This is a genomic window from Xenorhabdus miraniensis (assembly GCF_002632615.1).
This window is the reverse complement of sequence record NZ_NITZ01000015.1, coordinates 42,225-60,140: the sequence shown is the minus strand read 5'-3', so window position 1 is coordinate 60,140 and position 17,916 is coordinate 42,225. Positions and strand designations below refer to the sequence as shown.

At 42.2% G+C, this 17,916-nt stretch carries 13 protein-coding genes and 1 other RNA gene; 9 read left to right on the top strand and 5 right to left on the bottom strand.

The window, feature by feature from the left end:
- Window positions 1-19: 19 nt before the first annotated feature.
- The 5 genes from Xmir_RS14395 to amtB all read left to right on the top strand — a co-directional run bounded on the left by Xmir_RS14395 (window position 20) and on the right by amtB (window position 5,857).
- On the top strand, window positions 20-490 hold the full coding sequence (locus Xmir_RS14395) for an Lrp/AsnC family transcriptional regulator (protein WP_099114909.1): 471 nt from the start codon (window positions 20-22) through the stop codon (window positions 488-490).
- A gap of 57 nt (window positions 491-547) precedes the next feature.
- The gene (locus Xmir_RS14390; protein ID WP_099114908.1) at window positions 548-2,296 is read left to right on the top strand and encodes a SmdA family multidrug ABC transporter permease/ATP-binding protein; all 1,749 of its coding nucleotides are present in this window, start codon (window positions 548-550) and stop codon (window positions 2,294-2,296) included.
- Window positions 2,280-4,058 (top strand): SmdB family multidrug efflux ABC transporter permease/ATP-binding protein, encoded by a 1,779-nt coding sequence (locus Xmir_RS14385; protein ID WP_099114907.1) that lies wholly within the window; start codon window positions 2,280-2,282, stop codon window positions 4,056-4,058. Before Xmir_RS14390 ends, Xmir_RS14385 begins: the two co-directional genes overlap by 17 nt.
- 165 nt (window positions 4,059-4,223) lie before the next feature.
- The gene (glnK, locus tag Xmir_RS14380) at window positions 4,224-4,562 is read left to right on the top strand and encodes a P-II family nitrogen regulator (RefSeq protein ID WP_099114906.1); all 339 of its coding nucleotides are present in this window, start codon (window positions 4,224-4,226) and stop codon (window positions 4,560-4,562) included.
- Between the two features lie 14 nt (window positions 4,563-4,576).
- Window positions 4,577-5,857 (top strand): ammonium transporter AmtB, encoded by a 1,281-nt coding sequence (amtB, locus tag Xmir_RS14375; protein ID WP_099114905.1) that lies wholly within the window; start codon window positions 4,577-4,579, stop codon window positions 5,855-5,857.
- 108 nt (window positions 5,858-5,965) lie between these two features.
- On the opposite strand, the gene tesB is transcribed toward amtB, so the two are convergent.
- On the bottom strand, window positions 5,966-6,820 hold the full coding sequence (tesB, locus tag Xmir_RS14370) for an acyl-CoA thioesterase II (protein WP_099114904.1): 855 nt from the start codon (window positions 6,818-6,820) through the stop codon (window positions 5,966-5,968).
- Window positions 6,821-7,330: 510 nt separating this feature from the next.
- Between tesB and ffs the strand changes: the two genes are divergently transcribed.
- Window positions 7,331-7,427: signal recognition particle sRNA small type (gene ffs / locus Xmir_RS14365), an RNA gene on the top strand.
- A 92-nt stretch (window positions 7,428-7,519) separates the two neighbouring features.
- Here the strand turns inward: ffs and Xmir_RS14360 are convergent.
- From Xmir_RS14360 to Xmir_RS14345, 4 genes are all read right to left on the bottom strand, one after another.
- Complete coding sequence (locus Xmir_RS14360) at window positions 7,520-7,723, bottom strand: HHA domain-containing protein (protein WP_010845060.1); 204 nt, start codon at window positions 7,721-7,723, stop codon at window positions 7,520-7,522.
- Window positions 7,724-7,770: 47 nt separating this feature from the next.
- Window positions 7,771-8,139 carry an Hha toxicity modulator TomB gene (gene tomB / locus Xmir_RS14355; protein WP_099114903.1) on the bottom strand — a complete coding sequence of 123 codons (369 nt, stop codon included), beginning with the start codon at window positions 8,137-8,139 and terminating at the stop codon, window positions 7,771-7,773.
- 641 nt (window positions 8,140-8,780) lie between these two features.
- Window positions 8,781-11,930, bottom strand: coding sequence for an efflux RND transporter permease subunit (locus tag Xmir_RS14350; protein ID WP_099114902.1), 3,150 nt, complete (start codon window positions 11,928-11,930; stop codon window positions 8,781-8,783).
- A 14-nt stretch (window positions 11,931-11,944) separates the two neighbouring features.
- Entirely contained in the window at window positions 11,945-13,144 is a 1,200-nt protein-coding gene (locus Xmir_RS14345) for an efflux RND transporter periplasmic adaptor subunit (protein ID WP_099114901.1), read from the bottom strand.
- Between the two features lie 141 nt (window positions 13,145-13,285).
- Here Xmir_RS14345 and acrR point away from each other — a divergent pair, with 141 nt between their 5' ends.
- The 3 genes from acrR (at window position 13,286) to mscK (ending at window position 17,875) form a co-directional block, all read left to right on the top strand.
- Window positions 13,286-13,936: a multidrug efflux transporter transcriptional repressor AcrR gene (acrR, locus tag Xmir_RS14340; RefSeq protein ID WP_099114900.1), complete on the top strand. Its 651-nt coding sequence runs from the start codon at window positions 13,286-13,288 to the stop codon at window positions 13,934-13,936.
- A 27-nt stretch (window positions 13,937-13,963) separates the two neighbouring features.
- On the top strand, window positions 13,964-14,317 hold the full coding sequence (locus tag Xmir_RS14335) for a DsrE/DsrF/TusD sulfur relay family protein (RefSeq protein ID WP_099114975.1): 354 nt from the start codon (window positions 13,964-13,966) through the stop codon (window positions 14,315-14,317).
- A gap of 192 nt (window positions 14,318-14,509) precedes the next feature.
- Complete coding sequence (gene mscK / locus Xmir_RS14330; RefSeq protein ID WP_208620444.1) at window positions 14,510-17,875, top strand: mechanosensitive channel MscK; 3,366 nt, start codon at window positions 14,510-14,512, stop codon at window positions 17,873-17,875.
- Window positions 17,876-17,916: the final 41 nt, after the last annotated feature.

The window sequence follows — 17,916 nt, the reverse complement described above, 5'->3', positions numbered from 1 at the left end:
ATTTCTACAGGATTTAGATATGCTAGATAAAATAGACCGTAAGCTACTGGAACTGCTCCAACAGGACTGTAGTCTATCCCTGAATGCGCTGGCTGAAGCTGTTAATCTGACTTCCACACCTTGCTGGAAACGGCTAAAGCGACTTGAAGATGAAGGATATATTGTTGGAAAAGTGGCATTGATAAATGGCGCTAAACTTGGGCTTAGTCTGACTGTGATAGTGATGATTAAGACTCAGCAACATAACAGTGAGTGGTATGAACAGTTTGTATCTTTTATCAGAGAGATGCCGGAAGTTTTAACATTTTATCGCATGGCGGGCGAATATGACTACCTAATGCATGTAGAAGTTGTTGATATGAAAAGTTATGATCGATTTTATAAACGCATGGTGAATGGGATTTCTGGTTTGATTGATGTAAGCTCCAACTTTGCTATGGAGAAGATAAAATATACAACGGCGTTGCCGATACCAGATTCAGTAATATGAAGTCGCCTTTGGTAGGCAGACGTTAACTCTTTCATTTTTTACCTTGGGAATAGGTGTGTGAGATTATTTTCACAATTAAGCTGGTATTTTATTAGTGAATGGCGGCGTTATTTAGGTGCTGTTGTTTTTCTCATCATCATTGCGGTGCTACAGCTGATTCCTCCTCGATTGGTCGGAATTATTGTTGACGGCATTAGTGCAAAAACAATGTCATCCAGCCAGCTACTAATTTGGTTGGGGCTGATGATGCTGATCGCGGTGGCAATCTATGGATTGAGGTATGTCTGGCGTGTGTGGCTGTTTGGGGCCTCTTATCGGCTGGCGGTTAAATTGCGCAGTGATTTCTATCTGCGGCTGAGTAGCCAAAATCCTGAGTTTTATTTGCGTCATCGAACAGGCGACCTTATGGCTCGCGCAACAAACGATGTTGATAGAGTTGTTTTTGCGGCAGGTGAGGGAGTACTTACTTTAGTTGATGCGTTAGTGATGGGATGTGCTGTCCTAATCGTAATGAGTGTGCAAATCAGCTGGCAATTAACGTTGTTATCACTACTGCCCATGCCTATCATGGCATTTGCAATTAAACATTATGGCAATCAGCTGCATCACCGTTTTAAATCTGCGCAAGGGGCATTCTCTGCCTTAAATAACCACGCACAAGAAAGTTTAACCAGCATTCGCATGATAAAAGCGTTTGGCTTGGAACAGCTGCAATCCAATCAGTTTAAAGAAGTCGCTATTGATGCTGGGCGTAAAAATATGCATGTAGCACGTGTGGATGCACGTTTTGACCCCACGATTTTTATCACCATTGCTGTTGCAAACCTCTTGGCTGTAGGGGGTGGAAGCTGGATGGTTGTGCATGGTTCCATGACCCTTGGTGAACTGACCAGCTTTGTTATGTATCTGGGATTGATGATTTGGCCAATGCTGGCATTGGCGTGGATGTTTAACATTGTTGAGAGAGGCAGTGCTGCGTATACGCGTATCCGCAGTCTGTTGCAGGAGCCACTGGTGATTGAAGATGGCGCTTTGTCTTTATCTCCAAGCCGGGGAACCTTGCAAGCAAATATTAACTCTTTTATTTACCCCAAAAATGATAAGCCTGTCTTAGGGAATATTCATTTCAAGCTGGAACCCGGACAATTATTCGGGTTGTGTGGCCCAACGGGTGCAGGAAAGAGTACTTTGCTGGCTTTGTTACAGCGACAATTTGATGTCACCGATGGAGAAATTCTTTTTCAATCTCAGAATATCTCTTCTCTCCGAATGGAAGAGTGGGGTTCACGATTGGCTATTGTTAACCAGACGCCTTTTCTGTTTTCAGACACGGTTGCCGGCAATATTGCGTTAGGGCGGCCAGATGCAACCCAAGAACAAATAGAAGAAGTTGCTCGCTTGGCAAATGTACATGATGATATTTTGCGATTGCCTCAAGGTTATCAGACTGAAGTGGGTGAACGTGGTGTCATGCTTTCTGGTGGGCAAAAACAGCGTATATCCATCGCAAGAGCCTTGTTGTTGGATACTGAGATTTTGATTCTCGATGATGCCTTGTCGGCGGTTGATGGACATACAGAACATCAAATCATGAAAAATCTCAGCCAATGGCGGCAGCATCGCACCATTATTATCAGTGCGCATCGGCTGTCTGCATTAACGGAAGCAGATAATATTTTGGTTATGCAACATGGCACGATTGCGCAGCAGGGGCGGCATAAGCAACTTATCGCTCAATCAGGTTGGTATTTTGATATGTACCATTACCAACAATTAGAAGCCGCATTGGATGGGGAAAATGACTAATACTCATATGCGCAAGCTCTGGCCATCATTAAGGCGCTTGCTCTCTTACAGTAAAAATTATCGAAAACCAATGCTAATTGCTGTACTGATGTTATGGATTGCCGCATTGGCAGAAGTGAGCGGGCCACTGCTTGTAAGCTATTTTATCGACAACATGGTCGCAACGGGAAACTTGCCGCTGGATATAGTCATTAGTCTTGCAGCCGTATTTTTAGTCTTACAACTTGTTTCGGCTGCTTTGCATTATTATCAGACTTTATTTTTTAATCAGGCATCGGTGGGAGTAGTCCAGCAACTTCGTACTGATGTTATGAACTCGGCATTACGCCAGCCATTAAGTGCTTTCGATACTCAACCTGTGGGTCAATTGATATCTCGTGTAACAAATGATACTGAAGTTATTAATGATCTGTTTGTAAATGTGATCCCTACTGTGTTTCGCAGCATTGCATTGATTGGCGCGATGCTGATAGCTATGTTTATTCTGGATTGGCGCATGGCGTGTGTTGCAATAGTAATATTTCCGGCTGTATTGCTGGTAATGGTAATTTATCAGCGCTTCAGTACTCCAATTGTGAGAAGGGTTCGTGGCTACTTGGCTGACATTAATGATGGTTTTAATGAGGTCATTAATGGAATGACCGTCATTCAGCAATTTCGTCAGCAAGCACGTTTTGGTGAAAAAATGCTGGCTACCAACCGAGCGCATTATCAAGCTCGTATGCAGGCATTACGGTTAGATGGCATCTTATTGAGGCCATTATTGAGCTTTTTTTCTACCGCAGTATTATGCGGTTTGCTTTTTCTGTTTGGGCTGAAAGGGTCCGAAATCATCGGCGTAGGTGTATTGTACGCCTTTATCAACTACCTTGGCCGATTGAATGAACCGTTGATTGAGTTGACTGCACAACAATCAGTATTACAGCAAGCTATAGTTTCAGGAGAGCGGGTTTTTGAACTTATGGATAGTCCCCAGCAGCAGTATGGGGGTGATCTGGAAGCGTTGGCTAGCGGAAGAATTGATATTGAAAATCTGAATTTTGCCTATCGAAGTGACAAGCGTGTCTTGAGTGATATTAACCTACATGTTCCCCCACATGGATTCGTGGCTTTGGTTGGGCATACGGGAAGCGGTAAAAGTACTCTGGCAAATTTGATTATGGGGTACTATCCGTGGCAAGACGGTGAAATTTATCTTGATGGGCGTCCGGTATCTTCGCTTTCTCATACTGTATTACGTAATGGTGTGGCAATGGTACAGCAAGATCCTGTGGTTCTGGCTGCTTCATTTTTCGACAATGTCACGTTAGGGCGGGATATTAGTGAAGAGAAAATTTGGGAAGTGCTGGAAATGGTTCAATTAGCTGAATTTGTTCATAGCTTACCAGATGGTTTGAATTCAGTATTGGGAGAACAAGGAAATACCCTTTCTGCAGGGCAAAAACAGTTATTGGCAATGGCCAGGGTTCTAGTGCAAACGCCACAGATCCTTATTTTGGATGAGGCAACCGCGAATATTGATTCGGGAACGGAACAATCAGTGCAGAAAGCGTTAGGGATAATCCGTAAACAAACAACGCTGGTAGTTATTGCTCACCGTCTTTCAACCATTATTGAAGCTGATTCCATACTCGTGCTGCATCGTGGTGCAATCGTCGAACAAGGGCGGCACCAACAGCTACTGGCACAGCGTGGGCGCTACTATCAAATGTACCAACTCCAACAGGTTGGTGAGATCTTGAATGAAACTGTGCACGCTTAATGTGCATATGGGGAGCGGATATGTTTGCTGCTCCCCTTTCTTATCCCTTCCTTAGAGATACTCTTCAGTAATATGTTGATTAAATATTACTTTTAACTTTTGGCATATCCCTTGCACGCAATCCCTGTGTAAACACAGCAAATACAGCAAAAAGTGGGGGGAAATATGAAGTTAATCACCATCATCATAAAGCCATTTAAGCTGGACGAAGTGAGAGAAGCGCTTGCTGATATAGGGGTGCAAGGTATGACTATCACAGAAGTAAAAGGATTTGGACGCCAAAAAGGTCATTCTGAGCTTTATCGAGGGGCTGAATATAACGTTAACTTTTTGCCCAAAGTTAAGATTGATATTGCTATCAGTGATGAGCGGGTTGAGGAAATTGTCGATATTATTCAGCAGACTGCATTCACGGGGAAAATGGGAGACGGAAAGATTTTTATCTTTGAGTTACAGCATGCCGTTCGTATCAGGACGGGTGAAACGAATGACTCAGCACTGTAAATAGGAGGTGAAAAATGAACAAGAAACTCTTATCCATAGTTGGCCTTGCAGTCAGTTTTCCCTCATTTGCTTTTGCTGCGGAAAAAACGCTTGATAAGGCGGATACAGTATTTATGTTTATAAGTACTGTACTGGTACTTTTTATGACGATACCCGGAATTGCTCTGTTCTATGGAGGGCTATTACGCCGCAAAAATGTTTTGTCATTGATGTCACAGGTGATTGTTAGTTTTTCATTGGTTTGTGTGCTCTGGGTTGTCTACGGTTACAGCATGACTTTTGAGGCAGGTAACCGTTTTTGGGGGGGATTAGATCAAGTCATGCTGAAAAATATATCTATAACTGACCTGAATGGAGGGTTCTATAAATTAATTCATGTTGTTTTTCAGGGGGCATTTGCTTGTATCACTGTTGCTTTGGTGGTGGGAGCTTTATGCGAGAGAATCCGTTTTTCAGCATTATTGATTTTTAGCGTGTTATGGCTGACGGTATCGTATATTCCGATGGCGCATATGGTGTGGGGAGGAGGTTGGCTCGCTGAAGATGGTGCTTTGGATTTTGCTGGTGGGACGGTCGTTCATATTAATGCGGCAGCGGCAGGGCTGGTTGGCGCTTATTTACTAGGAAAGCGTTCAGGATTTGGGCGAGAGGCGTTTAAACCCCATAACTTACCAATGACGTTTATTGGAATGGCGATCCTTTATATCGGCTGGTTTGGGTTCAATGTGGGGTCTGCTGGTGCAGTAAATGCCATTGCAGCACTGGCATTCGTGAACACTGTAATAGCAACAGCGGGGGCGGTATTATCGTGGGTGATTTCTGAGTGGTTATTTCGTCAGAAACCTTCGCTTTTGGGAGCATGTTCAGGGTGTATTTCAGGCTTAGTGGTAATTACGCCTGCTGCGGCAACGGTTGGTATCGGTGGCGCACTGATTATGGGGTTGGTTGCGGGTGTCGCTGGTTTATGGGGAGTGGTCGTACTGAAACGGTGGTTACGTGCAGATGATGTCTGTGATGTTTTTGGTGTGCATGGAGTATGTGGCATTGTTGGTTGTTTGTTGACCAGTGTTTTTACCGCGTCCATTTTAGGTGGAACAGGATTCCCTGAGGGAATGACAATGTTACGGCAGTTCGGTATTCAGGTGATTAGTATATTAGTTTGTATTATTTGGTCATCGTTGGCTGCTTATATTTCATTTAAGATTGCCGATAAACTGGTTGGATTACGCATTAGTATTGAATCAGAAAGGGAAGGGTTGGATATTACTTCACATGGTGAAAGCGCTTATAACTGATCATACTTTTCTTCCTTGAACACTGTGGGCCGTGCCGTAATAACGGGGCAATTCCAATGATACAGCACTTATTTCTGTTATTACGGCTTACAGTGTGTATTTAATTCATTACAGCTTTCTGATGACTCCTTCTTGAACCGTAGAAGCGATGAGTACACCTTGACGGGTATAAATATGCCCGCGTACAAAACCACGAGCTCCTGATGCTGATGGACTCTCGATCGCATAGAGCGACCAATCATTCATACTAAAAGGGCGGTGATACCACATTGAATGATCAATTGTGGCTACTTGCATATTACGTCCCATAAATTCTACGCCATGAGGCTGTAATGATGTTGGTAGGAAATTGAAGTCTGAAGCATACCCTAGTAAGCAGCTGTGAATGAATGGGTCTTCTGGCATTTCCCCATTGCTGCGGAACCAAACATAACGAACAGGGGCTTTGGGGGAATGATTAGGTAAGATGTGAGGTTTGATTATTTTCATTTCCAGAGGAGGTATAGAAAAAGCATTTTTTAGTTTGGCGGGAAGTGAGTCAGCCATTTTTTTTGCTATTACTTCTTGGGATTCTAACTCTTCTGGAGGGGGAACGACTGGCATGGTGTTTTGGTGTTCGAAACTTTCTTCATGACTTTGGAAAGAGGCCGTCATATAGAAAATAGGGTGACCATATTGTATTGCACTGACACGACGAGCACTAAAACTTTTCCCATCACGCAATATTTCGACATCATAAACGATAGGCTTACTGCTATCTCCCGGGCGTAAAAAATAGCTATGGAAGGAGTGAATCATTCTATCATCAGCAACGGTTTGCTTTGCTGCATATAGCGCTTGGCCTATCACTTGTCCGCCAAAAACTTGAGGAAATCCCAAATCCTCGCTTTGCCCTCGGTAAATTCCCTCTTCTATCTTTTCCAGATGTATTAAGTTAATTAAGTTTTGTAATGCTTGGCTCATAACATGCCTTTGCCTTTTAAGTGTGTAAAAAATGGATAAACGACGATTACAGCTAATAAATTTTAAATTATTTGAAAATAAATTCATAAATTTGTAAATAAAATTTATGATTATGTTTTTTATTCTGGGGATGAATTATCACGTTTAATTTTATCAATGCTTGTCAAATAATGCGGATGATATTGTTTTTCTGGTTTATTTGTTGATTTGTATGGCTGTTTTTTGTTTTGACGGACATGAAAAGAAAGGGGATATTTTAGTTAATTTGATATTTTAAATTATTGGCTTTTTGTATGATATAAAAGTGATTTATTGAGGTTACTTAATGTATTTGTTTATTCCTTTATCTATCTGTATATAGGGAATGTGCCATATTTGTGTCTATTTGGCGATTTTCACACCCATGCGCTCAATAAATAAGCATTCAAATGAAGTTTCCTTGCTATTTCATAACGTATGAAAGATAATGTCGACCGCTTCGCAATTGGAAGCGAATATCAATGAGGGCTCTGTTGGTTCTCCCGCAACGCTAACTTGTTAACTTGGTCAGGTCTGGAAAGAAGCAGCCATAGCAAGGGATGTGTGTGCCGGGATGTCGCTGGCAGGGCCCTCACCAGTTTTAAGCCCATCATTGACTTTAATTCCCGTCAGCCGATAATCGCTACCGGCTTTGGTCACTTCCTATCTGATCACTTCAGTTTAGCGGACAAATTTCCAAACAGACGATGGAATCTTATCATAGAGTTTATTCATGGTAAGTTCGGCTAAACGGTGGTCAGCAGCGGAGTAGAACAGTTCAAGTTCATCATCCGAGAGCTCATATTTATTTTTTTCAATTACGCGTTCCAGTGTTTCAATAGAAGTGCATTTTCTCAAACGCATCAGATAGTCAGTTTTAGTCATAGTCGCCTTATCTTATTTGGTATAAAAAATAGTTAGAAATATATTTATTAGGTTTTGCTTAAAGAAGCATTCAAATCATGTAACAGAATGTTAGTTAAGTGTTCGTTTGTTTTTTGCCACTTTGTAAGTTCAAGAAAGCTTATCTTATCACTTCCAAATAAATTATATGTTTCATCCAGATACTCATCAATTAAGGTACTAAGATCGTAGTTATCTGCGTATTTAATTTTAAAGCTCCAGACGAAAGCTGCAATGTGTTCGATCAATTCGTTTAATTTTAAGCTTTTTTCGGAACTTAGATCATGAATCCAATGATTGTCAGTACGATTCAGGACTGAAAGTGCCTCATGAATTAAATTTTCACATAAATATTTTAATTCAGCAATATCGTATCTTCTTGGTGAATATTCATCCATAATCACCTCCGTAAACAAGGCGCAGCTTATTTGAACTAAGGCTTATACATGCTATTTATTATAGTCATTCTTTTAGAATAGAGCCTATCAAAACATGATTATTATTTATTAATATTAAAGCCCTATATTGCGTATCTGACCAACTAGGGTTTTTAAAGAAGACTAATTTACGCTTAATTATGACAAAAATGCTTAGTTCTAGCAAAGCCTGATTTCGGACTATAGCTTAACAGTCTACTATAAAGGATAGTCATATCTGCATATGCTGTTAAATATATTGAAATAAGCTAATACAGTAGATGCTGTAGCAATAGCACAGAAGTCATTATAGGCGATTGTGTTGCGACTTTCAAAATCAATATAGCGCCATTATTACATATGTCACCATCGAGATGGAACACTTTTTACCGTTAAAGGTGTTATCAGAAGAAAAACAAGCAAGGTTACCAATTTATCTTCTATTTATTATAAAAAACAAAAAGATGCCGATTTTAAACATAACTCGGATTTCATAAGTGTTTATTTTGATTAGCTTATGGGTGTGTTTTAACGTAAATATTGTAAGGTTGATGGTTTGTTGTGTGAACTGATTCAGCTTCATTTAAAAAGGCCACACAAGTGGCCTTTTAACATAGTTGAATTTAGTGATGGGTTGAGATCTGTTCAATCTCCTCACTTTTCTTTGTAAATCGACGCTTAATGACAACGAAAAATACTGGAACGAAATAGATTGCCAGCGATGTAGCTGCAATCATGCCACCCAGTACCCCGGTTCCTACGGCGTTTTGTGCTCCTGATCCTGCGCCATTGCTTAATACCAGAGGCATAACCCCAAGCATAAAGGCCAAAGATGTCATTAGGATTGGGCGCAGACGCATTCTGACAGCATCTAAAGTCGCTTCTATTAATCCCTTTCCTTCCTTCTCTATCAGATCCTTAGCGAATTCTACGATAAGGATGGCGTTCTTCGCGGATAATCCGATAGTCGTCAACAAGCCAACCTTAAAGTAAACGTCATTGCCCAGGCCACGTATTGATGTTGCTAACAATGCACCAATAATCCCGAGAGGAACGACCAGCATGACTGAGAATGGTACAGACCAGCTTTCATAAAGTGCTGCCAGACAAAGGAAGACAACAATCAATGACAGCGCATATAGAGCCGGGGCCTGATTACCAGACAAGCGTTCCTGATAAGACATTCCAGTCCAGTCATAGCCAATGCCAGGTGGTAATTGTGATGCTAGTTGCTCCATCAGAGCCATTGCGTCACCAGTACTTTTACCTGAAGCTGCTTCACCCACGATTTCCATGGAAGGGAGACCGTTATAGCGTTCCAGACGTGGAGAACCATAAACCCAAGGTTCTTTTGATGTGTCTATGAATGCAGAAAACGGCACCATTTGGCTAAGATAGTTACGGACATATAGGTTGCTGATATCACTCGGCAACATGCGGTAATGTGCGTCAGACTGGATATAGACTTTTTTGACACGACCGCGGTCAATAAAGTCATTGATATATGTACCACCAAACATCGTACTTAATGTTGTGTTGATATTTGTGGTAGATACAGCCAATGCTTCCGCTTTTTCTTTATCGATATGGATGCGGTATTGCTGCGTGTCATCCTGTCCATTAGGACGAACGCTCGTGAGCATATCTGGATGTTGTGCAACCATACCAAGTAATTGATTACGTGCTGCTGTCAGTGCCTCATGCCCCAAGTTTCCTTTGTCAATTAATTGGAAGTCAAAACCACTGGCAGAACCCAGCTCTACAATTGAAGGAATATTAAATGCAAAGACGATAGCTTCCTTGATTTGAGCAAAATTCGCGTTTGCTCGCGCCACAATAGCTGGAACCTTATCTTTTTCATCTTTACGCAGTTCCCAATCTTTTAAGCTGACAAATGCCAGACCGGTATTTTGCCCCTGACCACCGAAACCAAAGCCGTTAACTGTAAACGCAGATTTAACAACATCTTTTTCTTTGGTATAGAAATAGTCATTGATTTGATCCAATACTTTCTGCGTCTGTTCCTGAGTGGAGCCTGGTGGTAATTGAACCATTGCCAATAAGACACCTTGATCTTCTTCTGGCAGGAAGGAAGATGGCATGCGGTCAAACATCCAGGCCATACCGCCTATCAATACGACATAGATCACCAGATAACGCCCGGTAGCACGCAACATCCGACCAACACTATCGGTATAATGATGGGTGCACTTTTCAAACATGCGGTTAAACCAGCCAAAGAAACCTTTCTGAGCGCCATGGCTGCCTTTAGCAACAGGTTTGAGCATGGTAGCACATAGTGCAGGAGTCAGAATTAAGGCTACCAGCACAGATAGCACCATTGCTGAAACAATGGTGATTGAGAACTGGCGGTAAATTGCCCCTGTCGCTCCTCCGAAGAATGCCATTGGGACAAATACCGCGGACAGTACCAGTGCAATACCGACAAGTGCCCCTTGAATTTGCCCCATCGATTTTTTGGTGGCTTCTTTCGGTGATAACCCTTCTTCCTGCATCACACGTTCGACGTTTTCCACCACAACAATGGCATCATCCACGAGCAAGCCGATAGCAAGCACCATGGCAAACATGGTCAATGTATTGATGGAATAGCCAAATGCAGCAAGAATGGCAAATGTGCCAAGCAATACGACCGGAACCGCGATGGTTGGAATCAAGGTTGCGCGGAAGTTTTGCAGGAACAGATACATAACGACAAACACTAGCAAAATGGCTTCTGCCAATGTTTTTACCACTTCGAAAATAGAAATTTTAACGAATGGAGTCGTGTCATAGGGATATACAACCGTCAACCCATGTGGGAAGAAAGGCGACATCTCAGCCAGTGCTTTCTTGACAGCTTTTGAGGTATCTAATGCGTTAGCACCTGTCGCAAGTTTAATACCGATCCCTGCTGAAGGTTTGCCATTGAACCGACCAATAATACTGTAACTTTCAGCGCCCAACTCAACGGTGGCGACATCACTTAAGTTAATGTGTGAGCCATCGGGATTCACACGCAGCAAAATATTGCTGAACTCTTCCGCCGAATTCAGACGGGTTTGTGCGATGATTGAGGCATTTAAGCGCTGACCCGGAATGGCAGGAGTTCCGCCTAATTGCCCGGCTGCAACCTGATTATTCTGAGCCTTAATCGCACTAATGACATCACTGATGGTCATTTTATAGTTGAGCAATTTGTCAGGTTTGAGCCAGATGCGCATGGCATACTGTGTACCAAACAGGGTTGTTTCACCTACGCCAGTAACACGGCTCAAGGAGTCTTTGATATTGGCGCCAACATAGTCTGCAATGTCATCTTGAGTCATGGAACCATCTTCAGAGATGAAACCTGCCACCATCAAAAATGAGCTGGTGGTTTTATCAACACTGATCCCTTGTTGCTGAACTTCTTGCGGTAACAAGGGCATTGCCAATTGCAATTTATTCTGGACTTGTACTTGCGCGACATCTGGATCCGTGTTCGCTTCAAAGGTCAGCGTGATATTCATCTGACCAGCTGAATCGCTGCTGGAAGACATATACACCAGGTTATCGATGCCATTCATGTTCTGTTCAATAACCTGTGTTACAGTATTCTGCACTGTTGTCGCGTCAGCTCCGGGGTAAGACGTTGAAATAGAAATCGCAGGTGGTGCAATTGCGGGGTATTGCTCCACGGGTAATTTCATTATTGCCAGCAGGCCAGATAACATGGTGATAATTGCAATTACCCATGCAAAGATTGGCCGCTCGATAAAAAACTTAGGCATGAATCACCTACTCCTTATTGAGGCTTTTTTGCAGGCTCAGCTTGATCAGCTGTAGGTTTGGCGTTCAGATCAGTTTCTGTTGGCTTAACCGTTATGCCTGGCATTATTTTTTGTAACCCTGTAACGATTACTCTATCCCCAGCTTTCAAACCCTCTGTTACCAGCCACTTGTTACCGAGTGCCTGAGCAGCATTGATATTACGCAATTCTACTTTGTTATCTTTATCAACAACCAATGTGGTTGCCTGGCCTCGAGGTGTTCTGGCAATTGCTTGCTGAGGAACCAAAATCGCATTTTGACGCACACCTTCTTCTAGCTTGGTACGGACAAACATACCCGGGAGTAATTCTTCATTTGGGTTTGGGAAAACAGCACGCATAGTAATAGAGCCTGTTGTTTCATCAACCGTAACATCTGAAAACTCAAGGTAGCCTTCTTGGCTGTACTCTTGGCCTGCGTCAGTAATTAGGCGAATTTTGTTTTTCTTACTCTCTTTCTGAACAGTTCCTCTTGCAACTTCATTTTTAAGCCGTAGATAGTCATCACTTGATTGGGTGATATCGACGTAGATAGGATCCAATTGCTGAACGGTTGTCAAAGCGGTTGACTGCCCTGCTGAAACCAATGCCCCTTCTGTGACGGTGGATTTACCCGCGCGACCAGAAATAGGGGAAGTGACTCTGGTATATGCCAAATTGATTCTGGCATTTTCCAGTGCAGCTTGAGAGGACTGAACATCTGCGTTTGCCTGTTCGTACTCAGAAGTTGCTTTATCAAACTCCTGTTTACTCACGTATTGTGTCCCTAACAAAGACTTATAACGTTCAACGGTTAAGTGAGATACGTTCGCATTGGCTTGTGCTCTGGCCAGATTTGCTTTGGCTTTATTGTATTCTGCCTGATAGGTTGCTGGATCTATTTGGTATAACGACTCTCCAGCAGTAACATCACTTCCTTCCTTATAGTTACGTTTCAGAATGATGCCGCTGACTTGAGGCCGAACTTCTGCAACACGATAGGCTGTTGTACGGCCTGGCAACTCCGTGATGACTGTAAGAGGTTCTGCTTTCAGCGTTACGATACCCACTTCAGGAACATGCTGGCCGATAGTCCCTTGCTGTGTATTTTGATTGTCATTACATCCTGAAAGAATGAAACTGCCTGAAAGTACCAGTAATGTGGCCAGAGGCAAAACTCCCCTGTTTTTTCGCATAAGTAAACCTCAATTTTTCAATGTCGATTCTCTAATCTAATAAGTGAAATCATTACTTTATTGATTAAGGGTGCTATAGTACAAACATACATGAATGTATGTAAATCAGCTTAAGTCAAAAACAAAGTTTATGGCGTAAAAATGGCACGAAAAACTAAACAACAAGCACAACAAACTCGTCAGCAAATCATTGAAGCCGCGATAAAGATCTTTTCTGAGTGTGGTGTTTCCGGTACCTCATTATCTGATATCGCAACTGCAGCCGGCGTAACACGCGGAGCAATTTACTGGCACTTTAAAAATAAAATGGATCTACTTTCTATTGTTTGCAAAATGCCAGCGCATAAAATAGACGAGTTAGAGAAAGAGTATCAAACAAAATACCCTAATAATCCACTCCTTGCGTTGAGATCTTTATTGATTTCTATGTTAAGAATGATGATTGATGATTTCCAAATCCGTCAGTTAATGGAAATTTTTTTCCACAAATGTGAGTTCGTTGGAGAAATGTCTTTATTAGCAGAGGAGCTTAGGGAGACATGTATTTCTGATTACCAGAAGATTGAAAGAATATTGTCGGATTGCATTAAATCAGGAGAGTTGCCCTATGATCTTGATCTCAGGCGTTCTGCCATCATGTTGAGGGCATTTATGGCGGGGTTACTGGAAAACTGGTTATTCTCACCGGACAGCTTTAATATTCAAGAACAATCTGCACATTTGGTGGATAGTTTCATTGATACACTTAAACATAGTCACCATCTGCGATGCAGTGAGAAAAATACACCCTGAATACAGGAATAACAGAAGTAAATGTCAATGGAATCCATCCTGATTATTGCCAATGGGGCGGCATATGGTAATGAGTCTCTTTTTAATGCGTTGAGACTGTCTATTGCTCTGAAAGAGCACGAGCCCCGCAACGAGCTGAAATTGTTCCTGATGTCTGATGCCGTAGTTGCTGGTTTGGCCGGGCAGGCCCCCAAAGAAGGCTATAATTTAAAGCAAATGCTGGAAATTTTGACAGCACAGAATGTCGAAGTTAAATTGTGCAAAACTTGTACGGATGCCAGAGGGATCAGTGAACTGGTATTGGTTGATGGTGTAGAAATTGGTACGTTGAGTGAATTGGCTCAGTGGACATTGGCTGCATCGAAAGTGTTATCATTTTAAAATTAACGCCTCAGGAAGTGCGAAATCAGGAATACCGCCAATGTTTCTGATAGTGAGCACTATCATTCCACTATCTGCAAATGACGAGTAGATGAGTTCATGGTTTCTGTTAACCGATACTTGGGTGTTTTGCTCAATAAGGGGGGGTTGTGCAACAAACTCCCGGATTTACTATTTTTTCGCTTTCTTTTGATGGTGGCGTTACTTTTTCTCCTGTTATTGTTCTTTTCTCCGGCGAATGCGGCTTTCAGCAGTGATGTTCCAACCCGCACTGATATTCAAAATCAGCTTAATACCCTGACAGAACGTAAAGAGCATACGGTTGAGGAAAAGATATCAATAGCTGATTTGGAAAAAGCCCTCTCTTTCTTTGATAAGATAGATTGGGTGAAGCAGGAATCCAATATACTGAAAAAAAATCAGCAAGAAGCACCGCAAAAATCACGCCAGGTTATAGCTGAATTGGAAAGCCTGAGAAATAACGCTGAGCAAAATGAAAATGCGTATAAACAGGCGTTGGGAACATTATCCCTGAAACAGCTTGAATCAAAACTGAATAACACTCTGTATAGTTTGCAGCGGGCACAAGAAAATCTTGCCAACTACAATAGCCAGTTAATCGGGCTGCAAACGCAACCAGAACGTGCGCAAAACGTACTATTCCACAATGTGCAAAGATTGCAGCAAATTCGTAATCAACTTAATAACGCATTGACTGAACAGCAGGAATCAAGCCGTACTCAGACGGAATTGTTGTTGGTAGAACAGTCTTTCTTGATGCAGCAAAATGATCTTCAAAGAGCATCCTTACAGGCGAATACGCAGCTACAATCGCTTTTACAGCAGCAACGGGATCACACGACGTTTCAAATTGGGCAATTGGAACGTTATGTCCAATTCATCCAAGATGTGGTGAGTGGCAAGCGCCTGATCCTTTCTGAAGAAAAAGCCAAAGAAGCACAAACGCAAGACGGAAAAAATTTACACATTCAGGATAATCCGCTGATTCAAGAAGAAATAGATAACAACCGTGAACTCAGTGAACGGCTGGTTGCTGCAACCCGTGATAATAATCAATTGGTGCAGAAAAACATTCGTGTCAAAAATTATCTGGATAGAGTTATTCAGTCTGAAAGGAATCTCAAAGAGCAGGTCAAGGTGTTACGTGGTAGCTTGTTACTATCGCGTATTCTGTTTCAGGAGCAGTTGAAAGTACCTCAAGATGTACTGACGAAGGATTTACTGACAAAAATTGCTGATTTACGCCTGGAACAATTTGAAATCACTCAGGAACGAGAACAGCTTTATCAAGATAATTCTTATGTCGATGATTTATTGAAAGATAATCACAATAGAATAGAGAACGAATCCCCTGAGATGCTGGAAGAAGTCCATAATGCTATTAACCAAATTCTGGACGTTCGCCGTGAGCTTTTGGATCAACTCAATAATCAGTTGGGAAATCAGATTACTCATGCCATCAACTTACAGACAGATCAGCAGCAATTGTCAGATGTTACCAAATCGCTGGAACAAACGCTTGTCCAGCAAATCTTTTGGGTAAACAGCAATAAGCCGATGAATTTAGCCTGGCTGAAATCCCTGCCTGAGCAGGTTCAAGGAGAGCTGAGCAACCTGAATATTCATTTGACGTTGAGTGACCTGATTATAGGTTTGAAGAACTCCATTCATTTTGTTATTCCGCTTTTGCTGGTGGGTTTGTTTTTGCGTTGGCAAACTAAAGGCATTAATGAGCAATTACAGAAAATCGCTGATGAAGTGGGGCAGTTTCGTCGTGATAGCCAGTTACATACTCCACTGGCACTGATCTTGACGCTGATAAAAACATTACCGCTTGCTTTTATTGTGCTGGCGGTGGGTTATTGGTATTCGAAATCAGGTGATGATTTAGGTGATTTGATTTGGGAGTTTTCCCGTCAATTGGCGCTATTTTGGATTATGTTCAGTTGTAGTTACCAAATTCTGGCTAAAGGTGGGATTGGAGAGCAACATTTTTCTTTGAACAGAGCTGATTGCACGTTATTCCGCAAAAATCTTGCACGCTTGTCAATTGCTGTGTTGCCTATTTTGTTCTGGATAACACTGGGCGTCAAACATCCCCTTCGGCTGTCTGATGATGTTATCGGCCAATGCACTGTATTGATCTGTCTGTTTTTTGTCTTTCTTTTTATCTTTCCATTCTGCCGTCAGGTATGGCGTGAAAAAAGTGTGCACATGATTCGCACCATAGTGGTGACAACATTAACGTTTGCGCCGTTGATTTTGATGGTGTTGATGGCATTTGGCTATTTCTACACAACCTTGCGTTTGGCAGAACGTTGGCTCTATAGCTTGTATCTGCTGTTCCTCTGGCATATCAGTTATCAGGCTTGTTTACGGGGATTGGGCATTGCCGCCCGCGGCATTGCCTATCGACGTGCAGTTGCCCGACGTCAATCTTTGGCAAAAGAAGGGACTGAAGGGGAAGTCATTGAAGAACCACCAATGGCCTTGGATCGCATTAACCAGCAATCATTGCGTTTGACCAGTATGGTGCTGTTTTTGATCTTTTTAGGTGCATTTTATTGGATTTGGTCTGATCTGGTGACAGTATTTTCTTACCTTGATGGGGTCAATCTGTGGCAGTACAGCACAACAACAGAGTTGGGCAATGTACTGAAATATGTGACCTTGAAGGATTTAGCATTGTCGATAGCCATGTTAGTGATTGCATGGGTCATGATGAGAAACTTGCCCGGATTATTAGAAGTGTTGGTACTATCCCGATTGCAGTTACAGCAAGGTTCTTCATATGCCATTAAGACGACACTCACTTATCTGATCATTGGGGTTGGGGGGATAACTGCACTAGGAACACTGGGCGTTTCCTGGAATAAATTGCAATGGTTGGCAGCGGCTCTTTCGGTCGGGTTAGGCTTTGGTTTACAGGAAATCTTTGCCAACTTTGTCTCAGGTTTGATCATTTTGTTCGAACGCCCTGTCCGTATTGGAGATACGGTAACAATAGGAACTTACTCTGGATCAGTCAGTAAGATCCGTATCCGTGCAACGACGATTACAGATTTTGACCGCAAAGAAGTGATCATTCCTAATCGGGCATTTGTGACAGAGCGTCTTATCAACTGGACACTTTCTGATACCGTTACGCGAATTATCATTAAGGTTGGCGTTGCATATGGCTCTGATCTGGATAAAGTGAAAGAAGTTTTGTTAAAAGCGGCGAATGATAATTCACGCGTGATGAGCGAGCCAGGGCCGCAAGTCTACTTTATGAGTTTCGGTGCCAGTACCCTGGATCATGAATTAAGGCTCTATGTACGAGAATTAGGTGATCGCAGCCGTACTGTGGATGAAGTTAATCGCAGCATTGATAAATTATGTCGGGAAAACGATATCAATATTGCGTTTAACCAGTTAGAAGTTTATTTACATAATAGGCAGGGTGAGAGTCTGCAAGAAGTCGACAAGCAACTGAACATCGGGAACCATCATTCAGATGGAAAACCTTCTTCTGGAGACAAACCACTCCTACCTTAATTTATTTTCTGGTTAAGCCATTCTTTTTAAAAATGGGGCCT